The organism is Streptomyces sp. NPDC054047 (assembly GCF_055585065.1).
Genome location: NZ_JBVJKV010000008.1, coordinates 375,817 through 397,310 on the forward strand (window position 1 = coordinate 375,817; position 21,494 = coordinate 397,310).

Here is a 21,494-nt window from a genome sequence, read left to right on the forward strand (position 1 = left end):
GCCCGCCCACCTGTATCCGCGTGGCGAGGCTTTCCCTCCCGCCCACCCGTATCCGCGTGGCGAGGCTCTCCCTCCCGCCCACCCGTATCCCCGCGGCAAGACTTTCCCGCCCACCCACCCGATTGCCCCGCGGGGTAATGGGTGGGTGGGCGGGAGAAATCCGCCGCGAAGCGGCGGTTCAGGCCGTAGCCGCGACATGAGCCCGGCCCGCAGGGACATCCCTGCGGGTAGCCGTGACATGAGCCGGGCCCGCAGGGACATCCCTGCGGGCCCGGCTCCCCGGGGGGACGGGGTCAATTAGTCGTCGGAGTCGTCGGAGTCGTCCGAGTCGTTGTCGTCCGAGTCGTTGTCGTCGGAGTCGTCGTGGCTGTCCGACTTGTCGGCGCTGACCTTGCCGGACTGAAGGTCGACCTTCCAGTCGGACTCCGCACCCTTCGCACCGGAGGTCTCCGCCTCCCAGGCGCCGGCCGTGCCGTCGTCGTCCAGGTCCACGGACGTGACCGTGCCCTTGTCGGCGGCGGCCTTCGCCGCGTCCTCCGCCGTGACGGACGCGCCCTTCAGGGCAGCGGCCACGCGGCTCGCGTCGCCGTCCTCGTCCTGCTCGGTGTGCGAGCCCAGGATCTTGCCCGTGCCGGGGTCGACCTGCACGCTGTGCCACGTGCTGCCCTTGCCGAGCACGTCGACGTCCCAGACCAGACCGCCGTTGTCCTCGTCGTCCAGCTCGGCGGAGACGGCCGTACCGGACTGGCTCGCGAGGGCCGCCTTGATCGCGTCGGCCGCGGTCAGCTTGGCGGCCTTCGCCTCGGCGGTGTTCTCCGCGGCGTCGTCGCGGTCGTCGTTCCGGTCGTCGCCCCGGTCGTCCCGGTCGTTGTCCCGGTCGTTGTCCTTGAGCTGGACGCTCGACTTCTTGGCGGCCGACGACTCGTCGTCGCCGGTGGCGGCGAGCGCCGTCGCCGTGCCGCCCCCGGCCAGGGCGATGGCTGCGACAGTGGCGATGACGATGTTGCGCTTCATAAGGGGTTCCTCCCGAGACGGTGGCTGTGCGGCCCGGGGGCCGCTGCCGTTCGCTTTCGACAAGAACCAATCTGGCTGAGCGATGCTGAAGCCAGCCTGAAGCCGCCTGAAGAACTCTTCAGGTTCGCTCTGCGACCCTGAACGCATGCGCCTGTTGATCGTGGAGGACGAAAAGCGGCTCGCCCTGTCGCTCGCCAAGGGCCTGACGGCCGAGGGCTACGCCGTGGACGTCGTGCACGACGGCACCGACGGACTGCACCGGGCGAGCGAGGGATCGTACGACCTGGTCATCCTCGACATCATGCTGCCCGGCATGAACGGCTACCGCGTCTGCTCGACCCTGCGCGCCGCGGGACACGACGTACCGATCCTGATGCTCACGGCCAAGGACGGCGAGTACGACGAGGCCGAAGGGCTCGACACGGGCGCCGACGACTACCTGACGAAGCCCTTCTCGTACGTCGTGCTCGTTGCCCGTGTGAAGGCGCTGCTGCGCCGCCGCGGCAACGCGGGGCCGTCCCCCGTCCACACCCTCGGCGACCTCAAGGTCGACACCGCCGCGCGCCGCGTCTTCCGCGGCGACGACGAAGTGACGCTCACCGCCAAGGAGTTCGCGGTGCTGGAGCAGCTCGTCCTGCGGGCGGGCGAGGTGGTCTCCAAGGGCGACATCCTGGAGCACGTCTGGGACTTCGCCTACGAGGGGGACCCCAACATCGTCGAGGTGTACATCAGCGCACTGCGGCGCAAGCTCGGGGCGCCCCTGATCAAGACGGTGCGCGGCGCCGGATACCGCCTGGAGACACCCCGATGAACCCGATGAACCCGATGAACCCGAAGAACCCGATGAAGATGAGGCGCTTCTTCAGTTCCGTACGGGCCCGGGCCACGCTCGGCGCCTCCCTCGTCGTGGCCGTCGCGCTGTTCGCCGCGGGTGCCGCCGTGCTGCTCTCGCTGCGCGCCAATCTGACCGACCAGGCGGGCGGCCAGGCCGAGTCCGCCGCCCGAGGGGTGGCGTCCACGCTCGCGTCGAACGTGGCGTACGCCGACCTGGACCTGGACGACGAGGACCATCCGGTCCAGGTCGTCGACGGCAGCGGCCGGCTCGTCGCCGCAAGCGAGGACCTGGAGCGCATCAGCGGCACGGGAGTCGACGCCGTCAAGCCGGGCCCCGCGTCCACCACGCCCCCCAAGGGCGACGACGATGATGACGACGACGAGAGCGAGAGCGGCGCGCTCGAACCCGGAGAGATCTCCGAGGACGCGGCGCGCGTCACCACCGGCTCCGCCACGATCGACGGCGAGACGGCCGACTACCGCTTCGCCGCCGTCGAGGTGAACGTCGAGAACAAGGGCGATCTCACCGTCTACGCGGGCGCGTCCCTCGCCGCGCAACAGAGCGCGGTGTCCACCGCGTTGACGTCCATGCTCATCGGTTTCCCGCTGCTCCTGGCCGTCATCGCCGGTGTGACCTGGCTGGTGACGCGCCGCGCCCTGCGCCCGGTGGACGCGATCCGCTCCGAGATGGCGGCGATCACCGCGTCCGAGGATCTCGCGCGCCGCGTGCCCGAGCCGGACACGCACGACGAGATCGCCCGCCTGGCCACGACGACGAACGAGACGCTCGCCGCCCTGCAGAGCTCGGTGGAACGCCAGCGCCGCTTCGTTGCCGACGCCTCGCACGAGCTGCGCAGCCCCATCGCCTCCTTGCGCACCCAGCTCGAAGTGGGCGCGGCCCACCCGGAGTTGCTGGACGTGGACGGTGCGGTCGAGGACACCGTGCGACTTCAGGAGCTGGCCGCCGATCTGCTCCTGCTCGCCCGCCTCGACGCGGGCGAGAAGCCGGGCGGCGGGCACGTGGACCTGGCGGCCCTGGCCCGCGAGGAGCTCTCGCAGCGCACCAGGGACCGCGCCGACGTCCGCATGGATCTGAAGAACGTCGAAGTCACCGGCTCCCGGAGCCAGTTGGCGCGTGTGCTCGGCAACCTCGTGAACAACGCGCAGCGCCACGCCCGCTCGCACGTCACGGTCGCCACCCGCGCCGAGGGCGCGTGGGCGGTCCTGGAGGTCTCCGACGACGGGGACGGCGTACCGGAGGGCGAGCGCGATCGGATCTTCGAGCGCTTCGTCCGCCTCGACGACGCCCGCACTCGGGACGACGGCGGGGCAGGTCTGGGCCTCGCCATCGCGCGCGACGTCGCCGCGCGCCACGGCGGGACCCTCACGGTCGGCGAGGCCCCCGGTGGGGGAGCGCTCTTCGAGCTCAGGATCCCTGCCGCTTCCCGGTGAGGGTCAGGGCTTGCCCCGCTGGGCGCGGAGGTGTTCCGCGATCGGGGTCAGGGCCTTGTGGAGTTCGCCGAGCGCCTCGGGTGAGATCAGGTCGACGAAGTGCCGGCGGACCGAGGCCACGTGGTGCGGGGCGACCCGCTGCATGGTCTCCATGCCCTCGTCCGTGAGCACGGTGTAGAGCCCGCGCCGGTCGGACTCGCAGTTCTCCCGGCGGACCAGGCCCGCGTTCTCCATACGGGTGATCTGATGGGACAGGCGGCTCTTGGACTGCAGTGTGGCGGCCGCGAGATCGCTCATACGCATCCGCTTCTCTTCCGATTCGGAGAGATGCACGAGGATGTCGTAGTCGTTCATGGTCAGGTTGAACGGCTGGAGGTCTTTCTCGAGCTGATATGTCAGCATCCTGTTGACCTCCACGTGGGTGCGCCAGGCGCACTGTTCCTCGTTGGTCAGCCACTGCGGGGCCGTATCGGTCTCCATGGAATCGATTCTACCTAAGAAGTTGAAAGGTGAACGAATGTCGGTGTGTGACACGCGCCTCTCACCCCCCAGGTGACAGAGGGGCACAGGCGTTCGCCGTCACACTCCGCAGACTACCGCTCACAGGCCGAAGCGACGCTGGAGGTCCCCCAGTTGTCCGGGAAGGCGCGGTTGTCCTGGCTGCTGGCCGTGCTGACCCGGTGCGCCCTGGCCGCCCGGCACGCCCGCCTGCTGCGGCACCGCACCCGTCGCCTGCTCGGTCATGAGCGCCTCCGAGGACTGCAGAAGCACGGTGCCCGCCCCCACGAACTCGAACTGGTGCTCCTCCCCTGAGGTTCCCCCGATCCCGGTCAGTGCCCGTACGCCCCCGATGACTCCGGTCAGATATCCGTGGTCGTAGTGATGGCAGGGCGAGGGGCAGTCGGCCCAGCCCACCAGGGCCTGTGGATCCACCCGGATCGGCGGCTCCATGAACACCACCGGGCCGTTCGACGCGGCCACGAACTTTCCGGTTCCGATCAGGGTCAGAAAGCCCGGAACAATGGATTGCTTCAGCGCGAGAGTTGGCTGAAAAGCGAGGAGGTTGCCCGAGCGAATGGTGAGGTTGCCGTCTTCGAGGTCGTACGAATTCACGTCGAAGGCCCGGTCGGCGAGGAGCATCTTGCCCTGGCCGTCGGCCACCACCCAGTCGCTCGCGTGCAGCGGCGAATGGAAACTCGTGCGCACCAGGCGGTCCAGGCGGCCGTGCCCGATGCCGTTGAACTCGATCGACCCGTAATAGGCGATCATTTTCCCCTTCTGCAGGAACCACTGGCTTCCCCTGAGCTCCACGCAGAAGGTGTACGCGTTCACGCTGTCGTCGCTCGGCAGCGTCATCGGGTCGAGGACCGCGGGCGCTCCCACAGGCATTGAGGGGTTCACAGCTTCTCCTCCGACGCCTGGACGTACACCGCACCGCTTCCGGACAGCTCCAGCTGGAACGCCTCGCCCGAGCCCCGCCCCACCATGTCGCGCCAGCCGAGCGCCGTGGAGAGCTTGTTGCGCACGTCGCCGTGGTGCGCCACATACGCCTGCGGGTCGACATGGACCGGGCGCTGCGGGGTGATCGGCACCTCGATGACGCCGCCGTGCGCCATGACGGCGACCGCGCCCTGCCCCTTGAGGGTGGTGGTGAACAGACCCTGTCCTGTGACCTGTCCGCGCACCATGCCCATGACGCCGCCCTGCGAGCCCATGAACATCGTGCCCTGCTGGAGCGTCCCGTCGAAGGCGAGCAGGCGGTCCGCCTCCACGTAGAGGGTGTCTCCGGTGAGGCTGATCACCTGGATGTGGTGGCCGCCGTGCCCGAAGAGGACGGTGCCGCTGCCCTCGACGGTCATCAGGGGTGTCGCCTCGTTGGCGACCCGGCGCCCGATCATGGAGGCCAGGCCGCCCTGCCCGCCCTGGACGTTCGGAGTGAACGCGACGTCTCCCTTGTACGCCAGCATGGCGCCGCGCTGGCTGAACAGGCGCTGGCCCGGAAGGACCGTCGCCTCGACCATCTTCGAGTTGATCTCTCGGAAGGGCATGTCAGACGTCCCCCGCGATCGTGTTCCGCTCGCTGGGCTGGACGTACACGAGTCCCTCGCCCTCGAAGCGGATCTGGAAGGCCTCGCCGCCGCCCTCGCCCAGCAGCGTACGGAAGGTGACGCCCGACTGGAGGTTCTGCCGGAGGTCTCCTTGGTGGGCGACATACGCGCCCGGGTCCACCGTCAGGGGATACTGCCGGCTCACGCGGAGCACCACCGCGGGGCCGTCGGACATGATCGCCGCCTGGCCTGAGCCCTCGACGGTCGTGGTGAACAGGCCGTTGCCCTGCGAGGCGCCGCGCACGCCCGTGAAGTGGGTGCCGGTGCGCAGGCCCGCGTCCGTGCACAGGAGATTGCCGGACTCGACAAAGAGCGTCTCGCCGCGCAGCTCCACGAGGTTGATCTCCGTGGCGCGGTCGGCGAACCAGCAGGTGCCGTGCCCCTTCACCTCCATCACCGTCATCTGCTCGCCGGTGAGGCGGCGGGTCATCATCCCCCGGATGCCCTCGCCGCCGCCGGTCATCTTTTTGAAGGCCATCTGGCCGTCGTACGCGACCATCGAGCCGTTCTTCGCCTTGACGGCGTCGCCGGACATGTCCACGGCGAGCACCCTGCTGCCTTGCAGTCGGAACGTTGTCACGTATCGACGGTAGCCGTCGGATATGCGGTCGGAACAGGGCAACGGCCCCTGAGCGAACCCCGAGAACACCCCGATGTCACAATGGGGGTCGCTTGTGCGCGCATTCACAAGATCAATGCCGTCGAGCGGCCCCGCCCCTCGCTCCCGCCTCACACCGAAGGTGATCCGTGGACATCAAGACCGCTTCCGCACTCCGCCGCCTCCGTCTGGTCTCGGCCCCCGAGGCCGTCTCCTTCCTGCTCCTGATCATCTGCTCGGTGCTCAAGCGGACCACGGAATTCAATGCCGTGCCGGTGATGGGCATGGTCCACGGCGTGCTCTTCATCCTGTACGTGCTCTTCTGGCTCGACGCCTGGAACCGCACGAAGTGGAACGTGAAGACGGCCGCCCTCTACTTCGTCCTCTCCGTCCTGCCGGCCGGTGGTTTCTTCGCCGAGCGGAAGCTGAAGCGTGAGGCCGAGGCCGCCGTGATCGCGTCGCGCGCCCGCCGCGAAGGTGTCGTGAGCGCATGATCGTCGCCTTCTCCGTGACCCCGCTGGGCGTCGGCGAGGACGTCGGTGAGTACGTCGCCGACGCGGTCCGCGTCGTCCGTGAATCCGGCCTGCCCAACCGGACCGACGCGATGTTCACGTCCGTCGAGGGCGAGTGGGACGAGGTGATGGACGTCGTCAAGCGCGCCGTCGCCGCGGTCGAGGCGCGGGCGCCGCGTGTCTCCGTCGTCATGAAGGCGGACATCCGCCCCGGGGTGACGGACGGGATGACGTCGAAGGTCGAGACGGTGGAGCGGCACCTCTCCGAGTAGTCGCCAGTAGCAGCCGCCCCCGCACTGCGAAGAGCCCCCGCCGGTATCCGGTGGGGGCTTCTTGTCGCTCGCGGACTTGAGCGACCGCTCAAAAATACCTACGATCTCCTTAAGCAGTCGCTCAAAACTGCACTGACCTGGGGGTATGTCGTGAGCTTGTATGTCGAAGCACGCATAGACGCCGACATCGACGAGCTCTGGGCGCGCACGCAGGAGCCGTCCCAGCACCAGCGCTGGGACCTCCGCTTCACCGCGATCGACTACCTCCCGCAGGTGCCGGGGGAGCCGCGGCACTTCCGGTACGGCACGCGCGTACTGCCCTTCCTCACCATCGCGGGCACCGGGATCTCCGCCGGCGAGAAGCGCCGCGCGGACGGCACCAGGACGTCGGCACTGCGCTTCTCCTCGCCGCACCCGCTGTCGCTCCTCCAGGAGGGCTCGGGCTACTGGCGTTACGTCCCCGCCCCGGACGGCGGCATCCGCTTCCTCACCGGCTACGACTACCGGCCGCGCTGGGGCCGCTTCGGCGCGCTCGCCGACCGGGTTCTGTTCCGCCCCCTGATGGGGTGGGCCACGGCCTGGTCCTTCGACCGGCTGCGGCTCTGGCTGGAGCGCGGGATCACTCCCGAGCGGCAGCTGCTGCACGCGCTGGCCGAAGTGGCGGTGCGCGTCGGGTGCGTGCTCATGGCCGTCGTCGCCGCGCCGATGGTGGCGCTCGCGGCGCTGGCGCTCGCCTTCGTCCTGCCGCCCCTGCCGACGACACCGGCGGCGCGCCGCTGCCTGCGGACCCCACCGGCACGCACGCGTGCGCCGCGCGTTCTGGCGACCCTCCAGGAGCGGTGATGCAGGCGTCGATCTTCCGTACGGTGATGGGCCCCGACTTCGACCGCCTGCACCCCCAGCTGCGCCGCCGCTTCTCCGTGGGGCTGGCCAGCGGCGAGGCGTGCACCGGCAGGGGCGTCATGGACCGCATCTGGCACGGCGCGGGATTCGTGAAGCCGTTCCTGGCGGCGGGCGGCACCCGCAACATCCTCGTCCCGCGCGGGGGACGCCACGTCCCTTTCACCATCGAGAACGTCCCGTACACCGACACGTTCGGCCGTGAGACGGTGAGCTTCGTGCGCACCTTCGATCTGCCCGGCCGCTCGCGCCGCTTCGACGCCCAGATGGTCCTCGGCCCCCAGGGCGACCGCATTTTCGATTACCTCGGCACTCACCAACACCTGGCGAGCGACCTCCACCTCCGGGCCGAGCCGGACGGCTCCCTGCTGATCCGCTCCGGGGAGCACCGCTTCCGGGAGGGGCCGGTGGATGTCCGGGTGCCCGAACTGATCGGGGGCGACGCCGAGGTGCGGGAGTCCTACGACGACTCCACGGGGCGCTTCCGTATCCAGGTCCGGGTGGTGAACCGGTACTTCGGGCCGCTGTTCGGGTACGAGGGTTCCTTCGCGGCGGAGTACGCGGACGTCCGGAGCCGTGGTGTGCGGCCTGGGCTGCGGCCCCTGCGCGAGGAGGCGAGGGCGTGAGCGCCGACACGAAGGAGAAGCTCCTCGAAGGGGCGCTGCGTACGCTGACGGAGCAGGGCATCGCGAAGACGTCCGCGCGCACGATCGCGGCTGCCGCCGGGGTCAACCAGGCGCTGGTCTTCTACCACTTCGGGTCGGTCGACGAGCTTCTCGCGGCGGCCTGCCGCCATGGCTCGGAGCAGCGGGTGTCCCGCTACCGGGAGCGGCTCGACGCGGTGTCCTCGCTGGCCGAACTCCTGGAATTCGGGCGGGAGATGCACGAGGAGGAGCGGGCCGCGGGGCATGTCGCGGTCCTCGGCCAGCTGCTCGCCGGGGCGCAGACGCAGCCTCGGCTCGCCCCCGCCACGGCGGCGGGTCTCGCCCTGTGGATCGAGGAGATCGAGAAGGTCCTGATCCGGGTCTTCTCGGCGACGCCGCTGGGGGAGTTCGCGGATCCCGCGGGGCTTGCGCGGGCGGTGGCGGCGTCCTTCGTGGGGATCGAGCTGTACGAGGGGGTTGATGCGGAGGGGGCGGGCAGGGCGCTGGACGCTCTGGAGCAACTGTCCATTCTGGTGGCGGCGGTTGAGGAGCTGGGACCGCTTGCGCAGCGGGCCATGCGTCATCGCCTACGGCGGGTTGCGCGCCCCTAGCCCTTGCCCCCGGGTGGGCCCGCCCCCGGCAGTTGCGCTGCCGAAAGGACCTCTCCCACCCACCCGCCCGAAACCCCGCAGCCTCGCCCGCGACGAACAGGCCTTTCCCGCCCACCCACCCGATTACCCCGCGGCGACAAGGGATGAGTGGGTGGGTGGGCGGGTGATCTGCGTGACGGGTGGGTGGGGAATGTACGCGCCGGGGTGGGTGGGGAATGTGCGGGCCGGGGTGGGTTTGGAGCGCACAGGTCGGGGGTGGGTGGGGAATGTGCGGGCCGGGGTGGGTTCGGGGCGCACAGGTCGGGGGTGGGTGGGGAACGTGCGTTGCCGGGGTGGGTTCGGGGCGCGCAGGTCGAGGGTGGATGGGAACGTGCAAGTCGGGGGTGGGCGAAGAGCGTAGGGGCAGGGGTGGGTAGGGAGATTGGCCCTGAGCATCCGCAGTCGGGAGCGCTCGGGAGGGGACGTGCCGGTATGTCCGCCCGGAGCACGGTTCGCGGCGCTCCGGTGCCGAAGTACCCATGGGGCCACCGGACGATAGCGAGGACGGACATACCGGCGCGGCACCGCACCCACACACGGAGTCGCCCCGCAGCCCCGCACGACGGCCCGCAGGCAGACGAGCCCCGTCGCGCGCCAGCCGTCCCTCAGGCGGTCCAGCCCCGCCGTACGCCAACCGTCCCTAAGCCGGTCGAGCCCCGCAGCCCTGCACCACGTCCCTCAGCCGGTCCAGCCCCATCGCGCGCCAGCCGTCCCTCAGCCGGTCCGCCCCCGCAGCCCCGCACGACGGCCCGCAGGCAGACGAGCCCCGTCGCGCGCCAGCTGTCCCTCAGGCGGTCGAGCCCCGCAGCCCCGCACCACGTCCCTCAGCCGGTCCAGCCCCGCCGCACGCCAACCGTCCCTCAGCCGGTCGAGCCCCGCCGCACGCCAACCGTCCCTCAGCCGGTCGAGCCCCGCAGCCCCGCACCACGTCCCTCAGCCGGTCCAGCCCCATCGCGCGCCAACCGTCCCTCAGCCGCTCCAGCCCCGCCGCGCGCCAGCCGCCCCCCCAGACGATCCAGCCCCCACGCCGCCCCCAGCCCCCAGCAGTCGCGTCTCCGTACCGCAACCCCAGTCAAACCGTTCACCCTAAAACCGCTCGCACGGACGCATCCGGTTCGACACGCCGGGGAAACTCCCCTTTTGTGTGGGTATCGGCTTGTTCGCACCTGAACCTGCCAGAGCCAGATCACCCAAGACCTGGAGGGCACCGTGCGGCCGGAGGGCTACGACTACGACACCCACAGCACACTCGCCGGTCCGCTCACAGAGCCGGAGCCAGGCGACGGCGGCGGCAGCGATCGCTATCGGGTGCAGTACAACAAGCTTCTCTCCCGCGAGCCCCACCGAATACGGGCCGTCATCCTCATGACGCTCGCGCCCGTCCTCACCGGACTCCTCCTCGTCTATCTCGTCTGGCCCACCCACTGGACGGAACGCGAGGGCGCCGACCGCTGGCTCATCGGCCTCGACATCACGATGCTCGTGGCGATCGGGCTCATCGAGCTCTTCATGCTCATCAACGTCATCTCGATCGCCCACGCGACGATGGTGGCGAGGGACCCGATACCGGTCACCCCCGAACCCGGCACCCGCGTCGCCTTCCTCACGACGTACGTCCCGGGCAAGGAACCCCTCAGCATGGTCCGCGCCACCCTCGAGGGCGCGAAGGGCATACACCACACCGGGCCCCTCGACGTCTGGCTCCTGGACGAGGGCGACGACGAGGACGCCAAAGCCCTCTGCGTCGAGCTCGACGTACGCCACTTCACCCGCAACGGCGTCCCCGAGTGGAACCGCAAGAAGGGCGTCCACAAGGCCCGCACCAAGCACGGCAACTACAACGCCTGGCTCGCCATGCACGGCGGCGACTACGACTTCTTCGCCTCCGTGGACACCGACCACGTCCCCCTGCCCAACTTCCTGGAGCGGATGATGGGGTACTTCAGGGACGAGGACGTCGCGTTCGTCGTCGGGCCGCAGGTCTACGGGAACTACGACTCACCCGTCACCAAGGCCGCCGAGTCCCAGCAGTTCCTCTTCCACGCCCTGATCCAGCGCGCGGGCAACTGCTACCGCGCCCCCATGTTCGTCGGCACCAACAACGTCGTACGCATCCAGGCGCTCCGCCAGATCGGCGGCCTGTACGACTCCATCACCGAGGACATGGCGACCGGCTTCGAGCTGCACCGTCACAAGAACCCCGTCACCAGGAAGCACTGGCGGTCCGTCTACACCCCGGACGTGCTCGCCGTCGGCGAGGGCCCCGCCTCCTGGACGGACTTCTTCACCCAGCAGATGCGCTGGTCGCGCGGGACCTACGAGACGCTGTTCAAGCAGTACTGGAAGGCGCCGTTCACGATGCCGCCCGGCCGTCTCTTCTCGTACACGATGATGCTCGTCTACTACCCCATGACGGCCGTCAACTGGCTGCTCGGCGTGCTGAGCTGTGTGCTGTTCCTCTGGTTCGGCGCGTCCGGGACCCAGGTCGCCGCGTCCGTCTGGCTGATGCTCTACAGCGACGCGGCCGCGCTCCAGGTCGGTCTGTATCTCTGGAACCGCCGCCACAACGTCTCCCCGCACGAACCGGAAGGCTCCGGAGGCCTCGCGGGCATGGCGATGTCCGCGCTCTCCGCGCCCATCTACGCCAAGTCGCTCGGCGCCGCCGTCCTGCGCCGCCCGAGCCGCTTCGTGGTCACCCCCAAGGGCGGCGACGCCAGCCCGGACCGGGTGCTCACCTTCCGGATCCATCTCTTCTGGGCGGCGGTCCTCGCCAGCTCGCTGGTCGCCTCGTTCGTGCTCGGCCACACCCATGTGGCGATGCGCACCTGGGCCGTACTGGCGATGGTCATCTCGCTCGCCCCGATAGCGATCTGGAGCTTCTCGCTGGTCAAGGAGCGCAGGAAGAGCACGGCGCGCGGCGAGGCCCGGCAGCGGGCGCGGCAGCGCGGCAGGGAAGACGCGGAAGGCCTCGGCGCCGCGGGCGCGGACGGCGAGCCGGAGCCGGCGTTCGCCACCGGTACGACGACAGGAGGGAACTGACCCATGGCCTACCGGCCCTCGCAGCGGACGAAGAAGACACTCCTCGGAGTCGGGGCGGGCGCGCTGCTCGTCGGACTCAACGCACCGGCGGCGCTCTCCTTCGCCGAGGAGAGGTACTACGCGTACAAGATCGCGCAGCCCGGCTACAAGGCGAAGTACGGCTCCTGGAAACAGATCGGCATCCCCGAGGAGTTCCGCACCAACGCCATCCACGCGGCCCTCCTGCACACCGGCAAGGTCCTGATCGTCGCGGGCTCGGGGAACGAACAGAAGAAGTTCGACAAGGGGTCGTTCGACACGATCCTCTGGGACCCGAAGACGGACACCTTCAAGAAGGTCAGGACCCCGGAGGACTTCTTCTGCTCGGGCCACGCCCAACTCCCCGACGGCCGCCTCCTGGTGGCGGGCGGCACGGCGCGCTACGAACTCCTGGACGGCGAGGTCAACCGGGCCGGCGGCGGCATGCGCGTCAAGAACGAGAACCCCGACAAGGCCATCGTCCTGAAGAAGGGCACCCGGTTCCGCTCGCCGTCGGGCATCGAGTACGTGAGCAAGTTCGACGTCAACGTCCCCAAGGCCAAGCGGGACTACAAGATCACGTATTCCAAGTCCGGTGTGATGCAGCCGTGGAAGACCACGGTCAAGGCGAGCGAGTCACGTGTCTTCGTGGAAGCCGTGGGGGACGGCGACGAGTTCGTCACGGAGAAGTCCGCGCAGTACGAGATCGAGGGCCTCACCGGCAAGGCGGCGGACAACGCGTACGGGATCGCCGAGAAGATCACCATGGACAAGCAGGACTTCCAGGGGATCAAGGCGGCGTACGAGTTCGACCCCAAGGCCGAGAAGTACGTCCCCGTGGAGCCGATGGAGAAGGCCCGCTGGTACCCCACGCTCGTCGGTCTCGACGACGGCAAGGTGCTCGCGGTCTCCGGCCTCGACGACGTGGGCATGATCGACCCGGGCGACAACGAGATCTACGACCCGAAGACCAAGAAGTGGACCGACGGTCCCAAGCGCTACTTCCCGACGTACCCCGCGCTCTTCCTCACCAAGGGCGGCAAGCTCTTCTACCCGGCCTCGAACGCGGGCTACGGGCCCGCCGACAAGGGCCGTGACCCCGGTCTGTGGGACCTGAAGACCAACAAGTTCGAGAAGATCCCCGGCCTCGTCGACCTCGACCAGACCGAGACGTCCGCCTCCCTCCTGCTGCCCCCGGCGCAGGACCAGAAGGTGATGATCCTGGGCGGCGGAGGTGTCGGCGAGTCCGACAAGGCGACCCGGCGCACGGCCGTCGTGGACCTCAAGGAGAAGAGCCCCGCCTTCAAGACGGGGCCCGAACTCCCGCAGGGCACGCGCTACTTGAACAGCGTGATCCTGCCGGACGACTCGGTGTTCACGTCCAACGGCTCCAAGGACTACCGGGGCCGCGGCGGCAGCAACATCCTCAAGGCGCAGTTCTACGACCCCAAGACGAACAGCTTCCGCTCGGCGGCGTCCCCCAAGGTGGGCCGCAACTACCACTCCGAGGCGCTGCTCCTGCCCGACGGCCGGGTCGTCACGTTCGGCTCCGACCCGCTCTACGACAACGATCAGAACACCAAGCTCGGCCACTTCGAGCAGCGCATGGAGGTCTTCACGCCCCCCACGCTGCACAAGGCGGGCAACAACCGCCCGGTCCTGGGCGAGGGTCCGCAGGAGCTGGCGGCGGACGGCCGCGCGACGTTCCGGACCAAGACCCCGGAGAAGATCGCATCGGCCCGTCTGATGCGTCCCAGCGCGGTGACGCACACGACGGACGTCGAGCAGCGGTCCATCGCGCTCGAACTCACCAAGGGCAAGGGCGAGGTGACGGTGGACGTGCCCAAGGGCGACACCGCGCTGGTGCCGCCGGGCTGGTACATGCTGTTCGTGACGGACCAGGACGGCACGTCGTCCGAGGCGAAGTGGATTCACGTGAAGTAGCGGTACGCGCAAGCCAGTTGCTCAGGCGTCCTTGGCGTTGCGCGCGAGGCCGAGCGCGTAGTCGGGCCACCACTGGCCCGCCGCCGGGCCGCCCCGGCACGGGCCGTCCGAGTCGCCGGGCCGCTTGATCCACAGGACCGCGTCGAGCAGCGCGTCACCGGTCCTGTCCGTGGGCGGGGTGCCCAGGCCGCGTCCTGGCGGATTGCACCAGGCGTCCTGCCGGTCGCCGGCGAGCGGCCCCTTGCCGTTGCGGCTGGTGTCCATCACGAAGTGCTTGCCGCCGACGATCCCCGACAGGCCGCGGCCGTACGCCTTGATGGTGGCGTCGTCCTGGAAGTTCGACACGTTCAGCGAGAAGCCGTCGGCCCGGGCGATGCCCGCCTGCTTGAGCGGCTCGGCGAGCTTGCCCGCCTCGCTGATCCAGCCCGGGTTGCCCGCGTCCAGGTAGACCTTCACCTTGGGCTGCTGCTTGAGCCGCTGGATGGCCTGGGAGAGCAGCTGGTAGCGCTCGGCGTGGTACTCGGCGGGGGTGCAGCCGTCCACGATGTGCGGGATCGCGTCCGGCTCCAGGACGACGACGGCCCGGCTGTCGCCGATGGTGCCCGCGAACTTGTCGATCCACTGCCGGTAGAAGTCCGAGCTCTGCGCGCCGCCCGCGGAGTGCTGGCCGCAGTCGCGGTGCGGGATGTTGTACGCGACGAGCACGGCGGTGCGGTCGCCCTGCGCGGCGCCGTCGACGGCCGCCTTGATGTCCGGCACCGGGTCGTCGCCCGCGGGCCATACGGCCATGGGCTGCTCGGAGATCCGCTTCAGCGCGTCGGCGTCCTGGGTGCGGCCCTCCTGCTCCCACTGCCTGACCTGCCGGGCGGCGGCGCTCTGCGGGTCGACCCAGAAGGCGCTCTGCGGGGCCTTCTTCGCGGCCTCGGAGGAGGGGCCGGTCTCGGCCGCCGCCGCCTTCTCCTTGCCCTTGGCGCCGGAGTCGGACGAGCACCCTGCCGTGAGCCCGAGGGCCGTGAGGGCCGTGAGTGCGGTGAATGTGCGGAGCAGCCGGTGCATCCAGCCCCCTTGGGCGACGGTGACCGGCCAATCGTTACATAACGGGCCAATCGCCCTTGGTTACGACACCGGATCACCCCCGATGGCCCCGGACCGGCCCCGTCAGCCGCCCCCGCTCGCCAGTGCGATGCCGAGCGGAGTGCGCTCGTAGAGCACCTGATGCCCGTACCGCCGCGACACCAGCAGCCCCGCGCCGCGCAGGGCGCCGAGATGAGCGGAGACCGAGGAGGGGGCGAGCCCCAGGCGGTGCGCCAGGGCCGAGGTGGTGGCCGGGTCGGTGAGCGCGGCCAGGACGGTCGCCCTGCCCCGCCCCAGGAGCCGTACGAGCGCCTCGGAGGTGCGTTCGCTCGGCTCGGTCCACAGGCCGCCGATGCCGCGGGCCGGATAGGCCAGGGTCGGCTGCCAGGGCGGTTCGTGGCCGCCCACCACGTCGGGCCAGGTGAAGACGCTGGGCATCAGGACCAGGCCCTCACCGGCCAGATGCCGCACATGGTCGGCGGGCCGGGCGACGGTCAGCGTCTCCGCGTCCCAGGTGAACCGCGGATCCAGCTCGGCGACAAGCGCGCCGAGGCCGACCTCCGCGAGCCGCCGCGAATGGAAGGCGACGTCCGCCTCCAGGAGCGCGCGCAGCCGGGGCCAGTCCGGCTCGACGAGGGTGCGCCAGGCCGCCTCCATGGCATCGGCGAGCTCCCGTACCGCACGCGCGGGATCGGCCAGCAGCGCCCGCCCCTGCGGAGATTCGGCGGCCCCCGGGGTGGAGGCCAGCGCCCGCGCCAGCTCCTGCCGCGCTGCTTCGGGGTCGGCCGCGCGCACCGCCTCGATCTCCTCCTCGAAGGTGGCGGCGGGACCGATGGGGGGAGGGCCGATGAAGTCGGGGCTGTACCCGCGCTGCGGCATCAGCAGCCACAGCGCCCGCAGGTCGAGCCCGGCACTCGCGGCGCGGATGCGCCGGAGCCACTGCGGGTGGTAGCCGTGCCGGTCGGGCCGCTTCAGGGTGCGCACGGCCTCCTGCGTCTCCCACAGCGGCGACACGGCGAACCGGCACCGCAACAGATCGTCCGGCCCGAAATACAACCGGTCCGCCACGCCCCCACCCCCATGATTCGCCTGGAGCCGAAACTCTAGGGCGGCGGGCACCCGCGCGGGCAGGGTGCGCACATGTCCGACGAGCCCATCCCGGAGGCGTACGCCCCCGAACCCACCGGCTATCTCCGCCTCTTCACGATCCGCGAGTTCCGTGCCGTCTTCCTCGCCTACGCCCTCTCCCTGCTCGGCATCGTCGTCAGCGAGGTCGCGCTCACCGTGCTCGTGTACGGGCTCACCGGATCGCCGCTGCTCAGCGCGCTCACCTTCGCGCTCGGGATGCTGCCCTACCTCGTCGGCGGCACCCTGCTGTCCGGGATCGCCGACCGCTACCCGCCGCGACGGGTCCTGGTGCTCTGCGACGTGATCTGCGCCGGCTGCGCCGCCCTCATGGCGCTGCCCGCCACACCCGTCCTCGGGCTGCTCGCGCTGCGCTGCGTCATCGCCGTCGTCTCGCCGGTGTTCAACGGCACGCGGATGGCGACCCTCACCGACATCCTCGGCGACGGTGACCTGTTCGTCCTCGGGCGCTCCCTGCTCCGGATCGTCTCGCAGAGCTCCGTGCTCGTCGGGTTCGGGCTCGGCGGCGTCCTGCTCACCGTCGTACCGCCGCGCGGCGCGCTCCTCATCACCGTCGCTACGTTCGCGGCCTCCGCGCTGCTCCTGCGGTGCGGCACCCGGCGCAGACCCGCGCGCGGGGGCGCCGGTTCGGCGCTGGTGAAGTACTCGCTCAGCGGCGCCAGGCAGGTGCTCGGCGACCGGCGCATCCGGTCGCTGCTGCTCCTTCTCTGGGCGCCGCCGATGTTCATGGTCGCCCCGGAGGCGCTCGCCGCTCCGTACGCGGACCAGATCGGCGTCGGCGTCGCGGGTGTCGGACTCCTGATGTGCGCGCTGCCGGTCGGCACGATCGCGGCGGAGCTGTACGTCGGCTCCGCGCTCCGTGCGACCACCCGGGCCCGCATCGCCCTGCCGCTCGTCTCCTTCACGCTCCTGCCGCTCACCGTGTACGCCGTCACGCCCGGCCTCCTGTGGGCAATGCTCGCCCTCGCGCTGGCCGGCGCCGGATCGGCGTACACGCTGGGCGTCGACCGGTGGTTCGTCGACGCCGTCCCCCAGGAACTGCGCGGGCGGGCCATGACCGTGCACACGGCGGGGCTGATGACGATCCAGGGGGTCGGGATGGCGCTCGCCGGGCTCGCGGCGGAGTTCTTCGCGGTGAGCACCGTCGTCACGGCGTCGGGCGTGCTCGGCACCCTCTGCTGCCTCGCCCTGGCCGCGGAGGTCCGCGCCACGCAGCGTACGGCCGACGGCAAACCCGCCAACCTACGGGAACAGGCGACCGAATCGCGAGACGGGGCTGACCACCATGTGACCGGCGGGTAAGGTCTTTGGCGTGCCGAAGCCGCTCAGCCTCCCCTTCGATCCCATCGCCCGCGCCGACGAACTCTGGAAGCAGCGCTGGGGATCCGTACCGGCCATGGGCGCGATCACCTCGATCATGCGGGCGCACCAGATCCTGCTCGCCGAGGTCGACGCGGTCGTCAAGCCGTACGGGCTGACCTTCGCGCGGTACGAGGCGCTGGTCCTGCTCACGTTCTCGCAGGCGGGCGAGTTGCCGATGTCCAAGATCGGCGAGCGGCTCATGGTCCACCCCACGTCCGTCACGAACACCGTCGACCGGCTGGTCAGGTCCGGTCTGGTCGACAAGCGCCCCAACCCGAACGACGGGCGCGGCACCCTGGCCTCCATCACGGAGAAGGGCCGCGAGGTGGTCGAGGCGGCCACCCGCGAGCTGATGGCCATGGACTTCGGGCTCGGGGTGTACGACGCCGAGGAGTGCGCGGAGATCTTCGCGATGCTGCGGCCGCTCCGGGTGGCGGCGGAGGACTTCGAGGAGCAGTAGAACCGCGCGTTCCGGTCGTGCCGGGGCCGCCGGAAGATCGCGCAAAACGGGCCGATACGCTCGTAGGCATGAAGCGATCCGTGCTGACCCGTTACCGGGTGATGGCCTATGTCACCGCCGTCATGCTGCTCGTGCTGTGCACCTGCATGGTGTTCAAGTACGGCTTCGACAAGGGCGAGGGCCTGACGCTGGTCGTCTCCCAGGTCCACGGCGTCCTCTACATCATCTACCTGATCTTCGCCTTCGACCTGGGCTCCAAGGCGAAGTGGCCGTTCGGCAAGCTGTTGTGGGTGCTCGTCTCGGGCACGATCCCGACGGCCGCCTTCTTCGTCGAGCGCAAGGTCGTGCGCGAGGTCGAGCCGCTGATCGTCGACGGCTCCCCGGCCACCGCGAAGGCGTAGCACCGCCCCGGAAACACCGCCACGGAGATACCCGTGGCGGTCAGCCATCGACATTTACTAGGACGTCCAAGTAAATTCGAAGCATGGACGCTGACGCCATCGAGGAGGGCCGCCGTCGCTGGCAGGCCCGGTACGACACCGCGAAGAAGCGCGACGCGGATTTCACCACGCTCTCCGGCGACCCGGTCGAGCCCGTCTACGGGCCGCGGCCCGGGGACACCTATGAGGGATTCGAGCGGATCGGATGGCCCGGCGAATACCCCTTCACCCGCGGACTCCACCCCACCGGCTACCGCGGCCGGACCTGGACCATCCGCCAGTTCGCCGGCTTCGGCAACGCCGAGCAGACGAACGAGCGCTACAAGATGATCCTGGCCAACGGCGGCGGCGGTCTCTCCGTGGCCTTCGACATGCCGACCCTGATGGGCCGGGACTCCGACGAGCCCCAGTCCCTCGGCGAGGTCGGGCACTGCGGGGTCGCCATCGACTCGGCCGCCGACATGGAGGTCCTGTTCAAGGACATCCCGCTCGGTGACGTCACGACGTCGATGACGATCTCCGGACCCGCCGTCCCCGTCTTCTGCATGTACCTGGTCGCCGCCGAGCGCCAGGGCATCGACCCGGGCCTGCTGAACGGCACGCTCCAGACGGACATCTTCAAGGAGTACATCGCGCAGAAGGAGTGGCTCTTCCAGCCCGAGCCGCACCTGCGCCTGATCGGCGACCTGATGGAGCACTGCGCGCGCGACATCCCCGCGTACAAGCCCCTGTCGGTCTCCGGGTACCACATCCGCGAGGCCGGGGCGACGGCCGCGCAGGAGCTCGCGTACACGCTCGCCGACGGCTTCGGGTACGTCGAGCTGGGCCTGAGCCGCGGCATGGACGTGGACGTCTTCGCGCCCGGCCTCAGCTTCTTCTTCGACGCGCACCTGGACTTCTTCGAGGAGATCGCGAAGTTCCGCGCCGCCCGCCGCATCTGGGCCCGCTGGATGCGGGACGTGTACGGAGCGAAGACCGACAAGGCCCAGTGGCTGCGCTTCCACACGCAGACCGCGGGCGTCTCGCTGACGGCGCAGCAGCCCTACAACAACGTCGTACGCACCGCTGTCGAGGCGCTCTCCGCAGTCCTCGGCGGCACGAACTCCCTGCACACGAACGCCCTCGACGAGACGCTCGCGCTGCCGAGCGAGCAGGCCGCCGAGATCGCGCTGCGCACGCAGCAGGTGCTCATGGAGGAGACGGGCGTCGCCAATGTGGCGGACCCGCTGGGCGGTTCCTGGTACGTCGAGCAGCTCACCGACCGCATCGAGGCGGACGCCGAGAAGATCTTCGAGCAGATCAAGGAGCGGGGGCGCAGGGCGCACCCGAACGGGGAGCACCCCATCGGGCCCATCACCTCCGGCATCCTGCGCGGCATCGAGGACGGCTGGTTCACCGGCGAGATCGCCGAGTCGGCCTTCCAGTACCAGCAGTCCCTGGAGAAGGGCGACAAGCGGGTCGTGGGCGTCAACGTCCACCATGGCTCCGTCACCGGCGACCTGGAGATCCTGCGGGTCTCTCACGAGGTGGAGCGGGAGCAGGTCAAGGTGCTCGGTGCTCGCAAGGTGGCACGGGACGAGGCTCGGGTGCGGGCCTCGCTCGACGCCATGCTGGCGGCTGCGCGCGACGGGTCGAACATGATCGGCCCCATGCTGGAGGCGGTCCGCGCGGAGGCGACGCTGGGGGAGATCTGCAACGCCCTGCGGGACGAGTGGGGGATCTATACCGAGCCGCCGGGGTTCTAGATCGGGTCTTCGAGGTGCGTGGGATCTGCGGGGCCGTCGTGGCTGGTCGCGCAGTTCCCCGCGCCCCTTCGGGGCGCCCTCGGGCGCCCCGGAAAGCTCGGCTGAAAATTGTGGGTGTCAGATGCACGGGGCTGGGTAGGCGCCGCCCGTCAACCCGTCCTGCCCCTGGAGTCACCCTGTGTCACCCGTGAGCATGCCCGGCCCCACTCGTACCGCCGTCATCGCCATCGGAGCCGCCACGCTCACGCTGCTCGGCGCGCTGACCGTGTACGGCTCAGGTGACGTCAGCGCGAGCCCGCCGCCCGAGCCGAAGGTCCAGGACACCTTCGATTCGCTCGGCCCGGACGTGCACGCGGCGAAGCTGAAGAACGGCCGGACGGCGCACTACTCCGACACCGGGAACAAGGACGGCAAGCCGGTCCTGTTCATCGGCGGCACCGGCACGAGCGCCCGCGCGGCGCACATGACGGACTTCTTCCGCTCGACGCGCGAGGACCTGGGGCTGCGCCTCATATCCGTCGAGCGCAACGGCTTCGGCGACACGGAGTTCGACAAGAAGCTCGGCAAGGCCGACTTCGCCTCCGACACCCTTGAGGTCCTCGACCAGCTCGGCGTGGACGACGTGAGCGTGATCGCGATCTCGGGCGGCGGTCCGTACGCGGCGGAGCTCGCGGGTCGAGCCCCCGGGCGGATCTCGGCCCTGCACCTCGCGGCGGCCCTGCCGCCCTACGGCACGAAGCCCGCGTACTGCTCGATGTCCGACGACGCGCTCGCCGACACCGTGCGGGACTCCATCAGGGACCCGCGCAAGTGGTGGGCGTTCCCGGACGACAGCCCCGTGAAGACGATTCCGGGCTTCGCCGACACGGCGTACGAGGAAGGCGCTCGCACCTACAACCAGCGCGGCCAGCAGGCGGACCCCGCGCCGCAGGTGCACGAGCAGAAGCTGTACTGCGGCCGTCCCGGCCCGGACCTGAAGAAGCTCGACGCCCCCGTGTACCTCTACGGCGGCAAGAAGGACACGACCGTGCCGCCCGCGACCCTCACGACCTGGCAGCAGGCGCTGCCGGGCAAGGCGAAGGTGCGTACCTACGCGGACTCCGGGCACGACGTGCAGTACCGCCACTGGGACCAGATCCTGGTCGACCTGGCCGGACACGGCGAGCGCACGGTCGTCTGCCGCGGCAAGCACACGCGCGTGCTCCCCGCCGACGAGGCCGACCGCGCGCTCGCCAAGGGCAAGGCCACGCTGGGCAGTTGCGCCTGGAAGAACGGCTGACGA

21 protein-coding genes are annotated in these 21,494 nt (G+C 70.1%); 14 read left to right on the forward strand and 7 right to left on the reverse strand.

Going from position 1 to position 21,494, the window contains the following annotated elements; translation table 11 throughout:
* Positions 1-297: 297 nt before the first annotated feature.
* Positions 298-1,014, reverse strand: coding sequence for a PepSY domain-containing protein (locus tag ACZ6ZP_RS28405; protein ID WP_469408854.1), 717 nt, complete (start codon positions 1,012-1,014; stop codon positions 298-300).
* 145 nt (positions 1,015-1,159) lie between these two features.
* Here ACZ6ZP_RS28405 and ACZ6ZP_RS28410 point away from each other — a divergent pair, with 145 nt between their 5' ends.
* Together ACZ6ZP_RS28410 and ACZ6ZP_RS28415 are read left to right on the forward strand one after the other, a co-directional pair.
* The gene (locus tag ACZ6ZP_RS28410; RefSeq protein ID WP_351163948.1) at positions 1,160-1,825 is read left to right on the forward strand and encodes a response regulator transcription factor; all 666 of its coding nucleotides are present in this window, start codon (positions 1,160-1,162) and stop codon (positions 1,823-1,825) included.
* Positions 1,826-1,863: 38 nt separating this feature from the next.
* On the forward strand, positions 1,864-3,300 hold the full coding sequence (locus ACZ6ZP_RS28415) for a sensor histidine kinase (RefSeq protein ID WP_361474020.1): 1,437 nt from the start codon (positions 1,864-1,866) through the stop codon (positions 3,298-3,300).
* 3 nt (positions 3,301-3,303) lie between these two features.
* On the opposite strand, the gene ACZ6ZP_RS28420 is transcribed toward ACZ6ZP_RS28415, so the two are convergent.
* The 4 genes from ACZ6ZP_RS28420 to ACZ6ZP_RS28435 all read right to left on the reverse strand — a co-directional run bounded on the left by ACZ6ZP_RS28420 (position 3,304) and on the right by ACZ6ZP_RS28435 (position 5,988).
* Positions 3,304-3,780 (reverse strand): MarR family winged helix-turn-helix transcriptional regulator, encoded by a 477-nt coding sequence (locus ACZ6ZP_RS28420; protein WP_351163950.1) that lies wholly within the window; start codon positions 3,778-3,780, stop codon positions 3,304-3,306.
* Between the two features lie 120 nt (positions 3,781-3,900).
* Positions 3,901-4,689, reverse strand: coding sequence for an AIM24 family protein (locus tag ACZ6ZP_RS28425; protein ID WP_351164040.1), 789 nt, complete (start codon positions 4,687-4,689; stop codon positions 3,901-3,903).
* A gap of 8 nt (positions 4,690-4,697) precedes the next feature.
* On the reverse strand, positions 4,698-5,348 hold the full coding sequence (locus tag ACZ6ZP_RS28430) for an AIM24 family protein (protein ID WP_351163952.1): 651 nt from the start codon (positions 5,346-5,348) through the stop codon (positions 4,698-4,700).
* Position 5,349: 1 nt separating this feature from the next.
* Positions 5,350-5,988, reverse strand: coding sequence for an AIM24 family protein (locus tag ACZ6ZP_RS28435; protein ID WP_469408856.1), 639 nt, complete (start codon positions 5,986-5,988; stop codon positions 5,350-5,352).
* A 167-nt stretch (positions 5,989-6,155) separates the two neighbouring features.
* Between ACZ6ZP_RS28435 and ACZ6ZP_RS28440 the strand changes: the two genes are divergently transcribed.
* The 7 genes from ACZ6ZP_RS28440 to glxA all read left to right on the forward strand — a co-directional run bounded on the left by ACZ6ZP_RS28440 (position 6,156) and on the right by glxA (position 13,985).
* The gene (locus ACZ6ZP_RS28440) at positions 6,156-6,500 is read left to right on the forward strand and encodes a DUF3817 domain-containing protein (protein WP_351163955.1); all 345 of its coding nucleotides are present in this window, start codon (positions 6,156-6,158) and stop codon (positions 6,498-6,500) included.
* Complete coding sequence (locus tag ACZ6ZP_RS28445; RefSeq protein WP_249587703.1) at positions 6,497-6,790, forward strand: MTH1187 family thiamine-binding protein; 294 nt, start codon at positions 6,497-6,499, stop codon at positions 6,788-6,790. The genes ACZ6ZP_RS28440 and ACZ6ZP_RS28445 overlap by 4 nt, the downstream gene beginning before the upstream one ends.
* A 150-nt stretch (positions 6,791-6,940) precedes the next feature.
* The gene (locus ACZ6ZP_RS28450) at positions 6,941-7,633 is read left to right on the forward strand and encodes a hypothetical protein (protein ID WP_469408857.1); all 693 of its coding nucleotides are present in this window, start codon (positions 6,941-6,943) and stop codon (positions 7,631-7,633) included.
* On the forward strand, positions 7,633-8,316 hold the full coding sequence (locus ACZ6ZP_RS28455; protein WP_469408859.1) for a DUF4166 domain-containing protein: 684 nt from the start codon (positions 7,633-7,635) through the stop codon (positions 8,314-8,316). Before ACZ6ZP_RS28450 ends, ACZ6ZP_RS28455 begins: the two co-directional genes overlap by 1 nt.
* Positions 8,313-8,945, forward strand: a complete 633-nt coding sequence (locus ACZ6ZP_RS28460; protein WP_351163959.1) for a TetR/AcrR family transcriptional regulator — start codon at positions 8,313-8,315, stop codon at positions 8,943-8,945. Before ACZ6ZP_RS28455 ends, ACZ6ZP_RS28460 begins: the two co-directional genes overlap by 4 nt.
* A gap of 1,248 nt (positions 8,946-10,193) precedes the next feature.
* Positions 10,194-12,023: a glycosyltransferase family 2 protein gene (locus ACZ6ZP_RS28465; protein ID WP_351163960.1), complete on the forward strand. Its 1,830-nt coding sequence runs from the start codon at positions 10,194-10,196 to the stop codon at positions 12,021-12,023.
* 3 nt (positions 12,024-12,026) lie between these two features.
* Complete coding sequence (glxA, locus tag ACZ6ZP_RS28470) at positions 12,027-13,985, forward strand: radical copper oxidase GlxA (RefSeq protein ID WP_469408861.1); 1,959 nt, start codon at positions 12,027-12,029, stop codon at positions 13,983-13,985.
* Between the two features lie 21 nt (positions 13,986-14,006).
* On the opposite strand, the gene ACZ6ZP_RS28475 is transcribed toward glxA, so the two are convergent.
* Both ACZ6ZP_RS28475 and ACZ6ZP_RS28480 read right to left on the reverse strand, forming a co-directional pair.
* The gene (locus ACZ6ZP_RS28475) at positions 14,007-15,041 is read right to left on the reverse strand and encodes a glycoside hydrolase family 6 protein (RefSeq protein ID WP_361473997.1); all 1,035 of its coding nucleotides are present in this window, start codon (positions 15,039-15,041) and stop codon (positions 14,007-14,009) included.
* Positions 15,042-15,143: 102 nt separating this feature from the next.
* Complete coding sequence (locus ACZ6ZP_RS28480; protein ID WP_366463993.1) at positions 15,144-16,127, reverse strand: ArsR/SmtB family transcription factor; 984 nt, start codon at positions 16,125-16,127, stop codon at positions 15,144-15,146.
* Between the two features lie 72 nt (positions 16,128-16,199).
* Here ACZ6ZP_RS28480 and ACZ6ZP_RS28485 point away from each other — a divergent pair, with 72 nt between their 5' ends.
* From ACZ6ZP_RS28485 to ACZ6ZP_RS28505, 5 genes are all read left to right on the forward strand, one after another.
* Positions 16,200-17,507, forward strand: a complete 1,308-nt coding sequence (locus tag ACZ6ZP_RS28485; RefSeq protein WP_469408865.1) for an MFS transporter — start codon at positions 16,200-16,202, stop codon at positions 17,505-17,507.
* A gap of 10 nt (positions 17,508-17,517) precedes the next feature.
* Positions 17,518-18,027: a MarR family winged helix-turn-helix transcriptional regulator gene (locus ACZ6ZP_RS28490; protein WP_351163966.1), complete on the forward strand. Its 510-nt coding sequence runs from the start codon at positions 17,518-17,520 to the stop codon at positions 18,025-18,027.
* 68 nt (positions 18,028-18,095) lie between these two features.
* A complete protein-coding gene (locus tag ACZ6ZP_RS28495; RefSeq protein ID WP_351163967.1) occupies positions 18,096-18,428 on the forward strand; it encodes a DUF3817 domain-containing protein in 333 nt (110 codons plus the stop codon).
* A gap of 83 nt (positions 18,429-18,511) precedes the next feature.
* On the forward strand, positions 18,512-20,212 hold the full coding sequence (locus ACZ6ZP_RS28500; protein ID WP_361473988.1) for an acyl-CoA mutase large subunit family protein: 1,701 nt from the start codon (positions 18,512-18,514) through the stop codon (positions 20,210-20,212).
* Positions 20,213-20,405: 193 nt separating this feature from the next.
* The gene (locus ACZ6ZP_RS28505; protein ID WP_469408891.1) at positions 20,406-21,491 is read left to right on the forward strand and encodes an alpha/beta fold hydrolase; all 1,086 of its coding nucleotides are present in this window, start codon (positions 20,406-20,408) and stop codon (positions 21,489-21,491) included.
* The last annotated feature ends 3 nt before the right edge of the window (positions 21,492-21,494 follow it).

Coding starts and splice junctions, on each gene's coding strand:
- ACZ6ZP_RS28405 (WP_469408854.1), bottom strand. CDS start 1,014: ATGAAGCGCAACATCGTCATCGCCACTGTCGCAGCCATCGCCCTGGCC.
- ACZ6ZP_RS28410 (WP_351163948.1), top strand. CDS start 1,160: ATGCGCCTGTTGATCGTGGAGGACGAAAAGCGGCTCGCCCTGTCGCTC.
- ACZ6ZP_RS28415 (WP_361474020.1), top strand. CDS start 1,864: ATGAGGCGCTTCTTCAGTTCCGTACGGGCCCGGGCCACGCTCGGCGCC.
- ACZ6ZP_RS28420 (WP_351163950.1), bottom strand. CDS start 3,780: ATGGAGACCGATACGGCCCCGCAGTGGCTGACCAACGAGGAACAGTGC.
- ACZ6ZP_RS28425 (WP_351164040.1), bottom strand. CDS start 4,689: ATGCCTGTGGGAGCGCCCGCGGTCCTCGACCCGATGACGCTGCCGAGC.
- ACZ6ZP_RS28430 (WP_351163952.1), bottom strand. CDS start 5,348: ATGCCCTTCCGAGAGATCAACTCGAAGATGGTCGAGGCGACGGTCCTT.
- ACZ6ZP_RS28445 (WP_249587703.1), top strand. CDS start 6,497: ATGATCGTCGCCTTCTCCGTGACCCCGCTGGGCGTCGGCGAGGACGTC.
- ACZ6ZP_RS28455 (WP_469408859.1), top strand. CDS start 7,633: ATGCAGGCGTCGATCTTCCGTACGGTGATGGGCCCCGACTTCGACCGC.
- glxA (WP_469408861.1), top strand. CDS start 12,027: ATGGCCTACCGGCCCTCGCAGCGGACGAAGAAGACACTCCTCGGAGTC.
- ACZ6ZP_RS28475 (WP_361473997.1), bottom strand. CDS start 15,041: ATGCACCGGCTGCTCCGCACATTCACCGCACTCACGGCCCTCACGGCC.
- ACZ6ZP_RS28485 (WP_469408865.1), top strand. CDS start 16,200: ATGTCCGACGAGCCCATCCCGGAGGCGTACGCCCCCGAACCCACCGGC.
- ACZ6ZP_RS28495 (WP_351163967.1), top strand. CDS start 18,096: ATGAAGCGATCCGTGCTGACCCGTTACCGGGTGATGGCCTATGTCACC.
- ACZ6ZP_RS28500 (WP_361473988.1), top strand. CDS start 18,512: ATGGACGCTGACGCCATCGAGGAGGGCCGCCGTCGCTGGCAGGCCCGG.
- ACZ6ZP_RS28505 (WP_469408891.1), top strand. CDS start 20,406: ATGCCCGGCCCCACTCGTACCGCCGTCATCGCCATCGGAGCCGCCACG.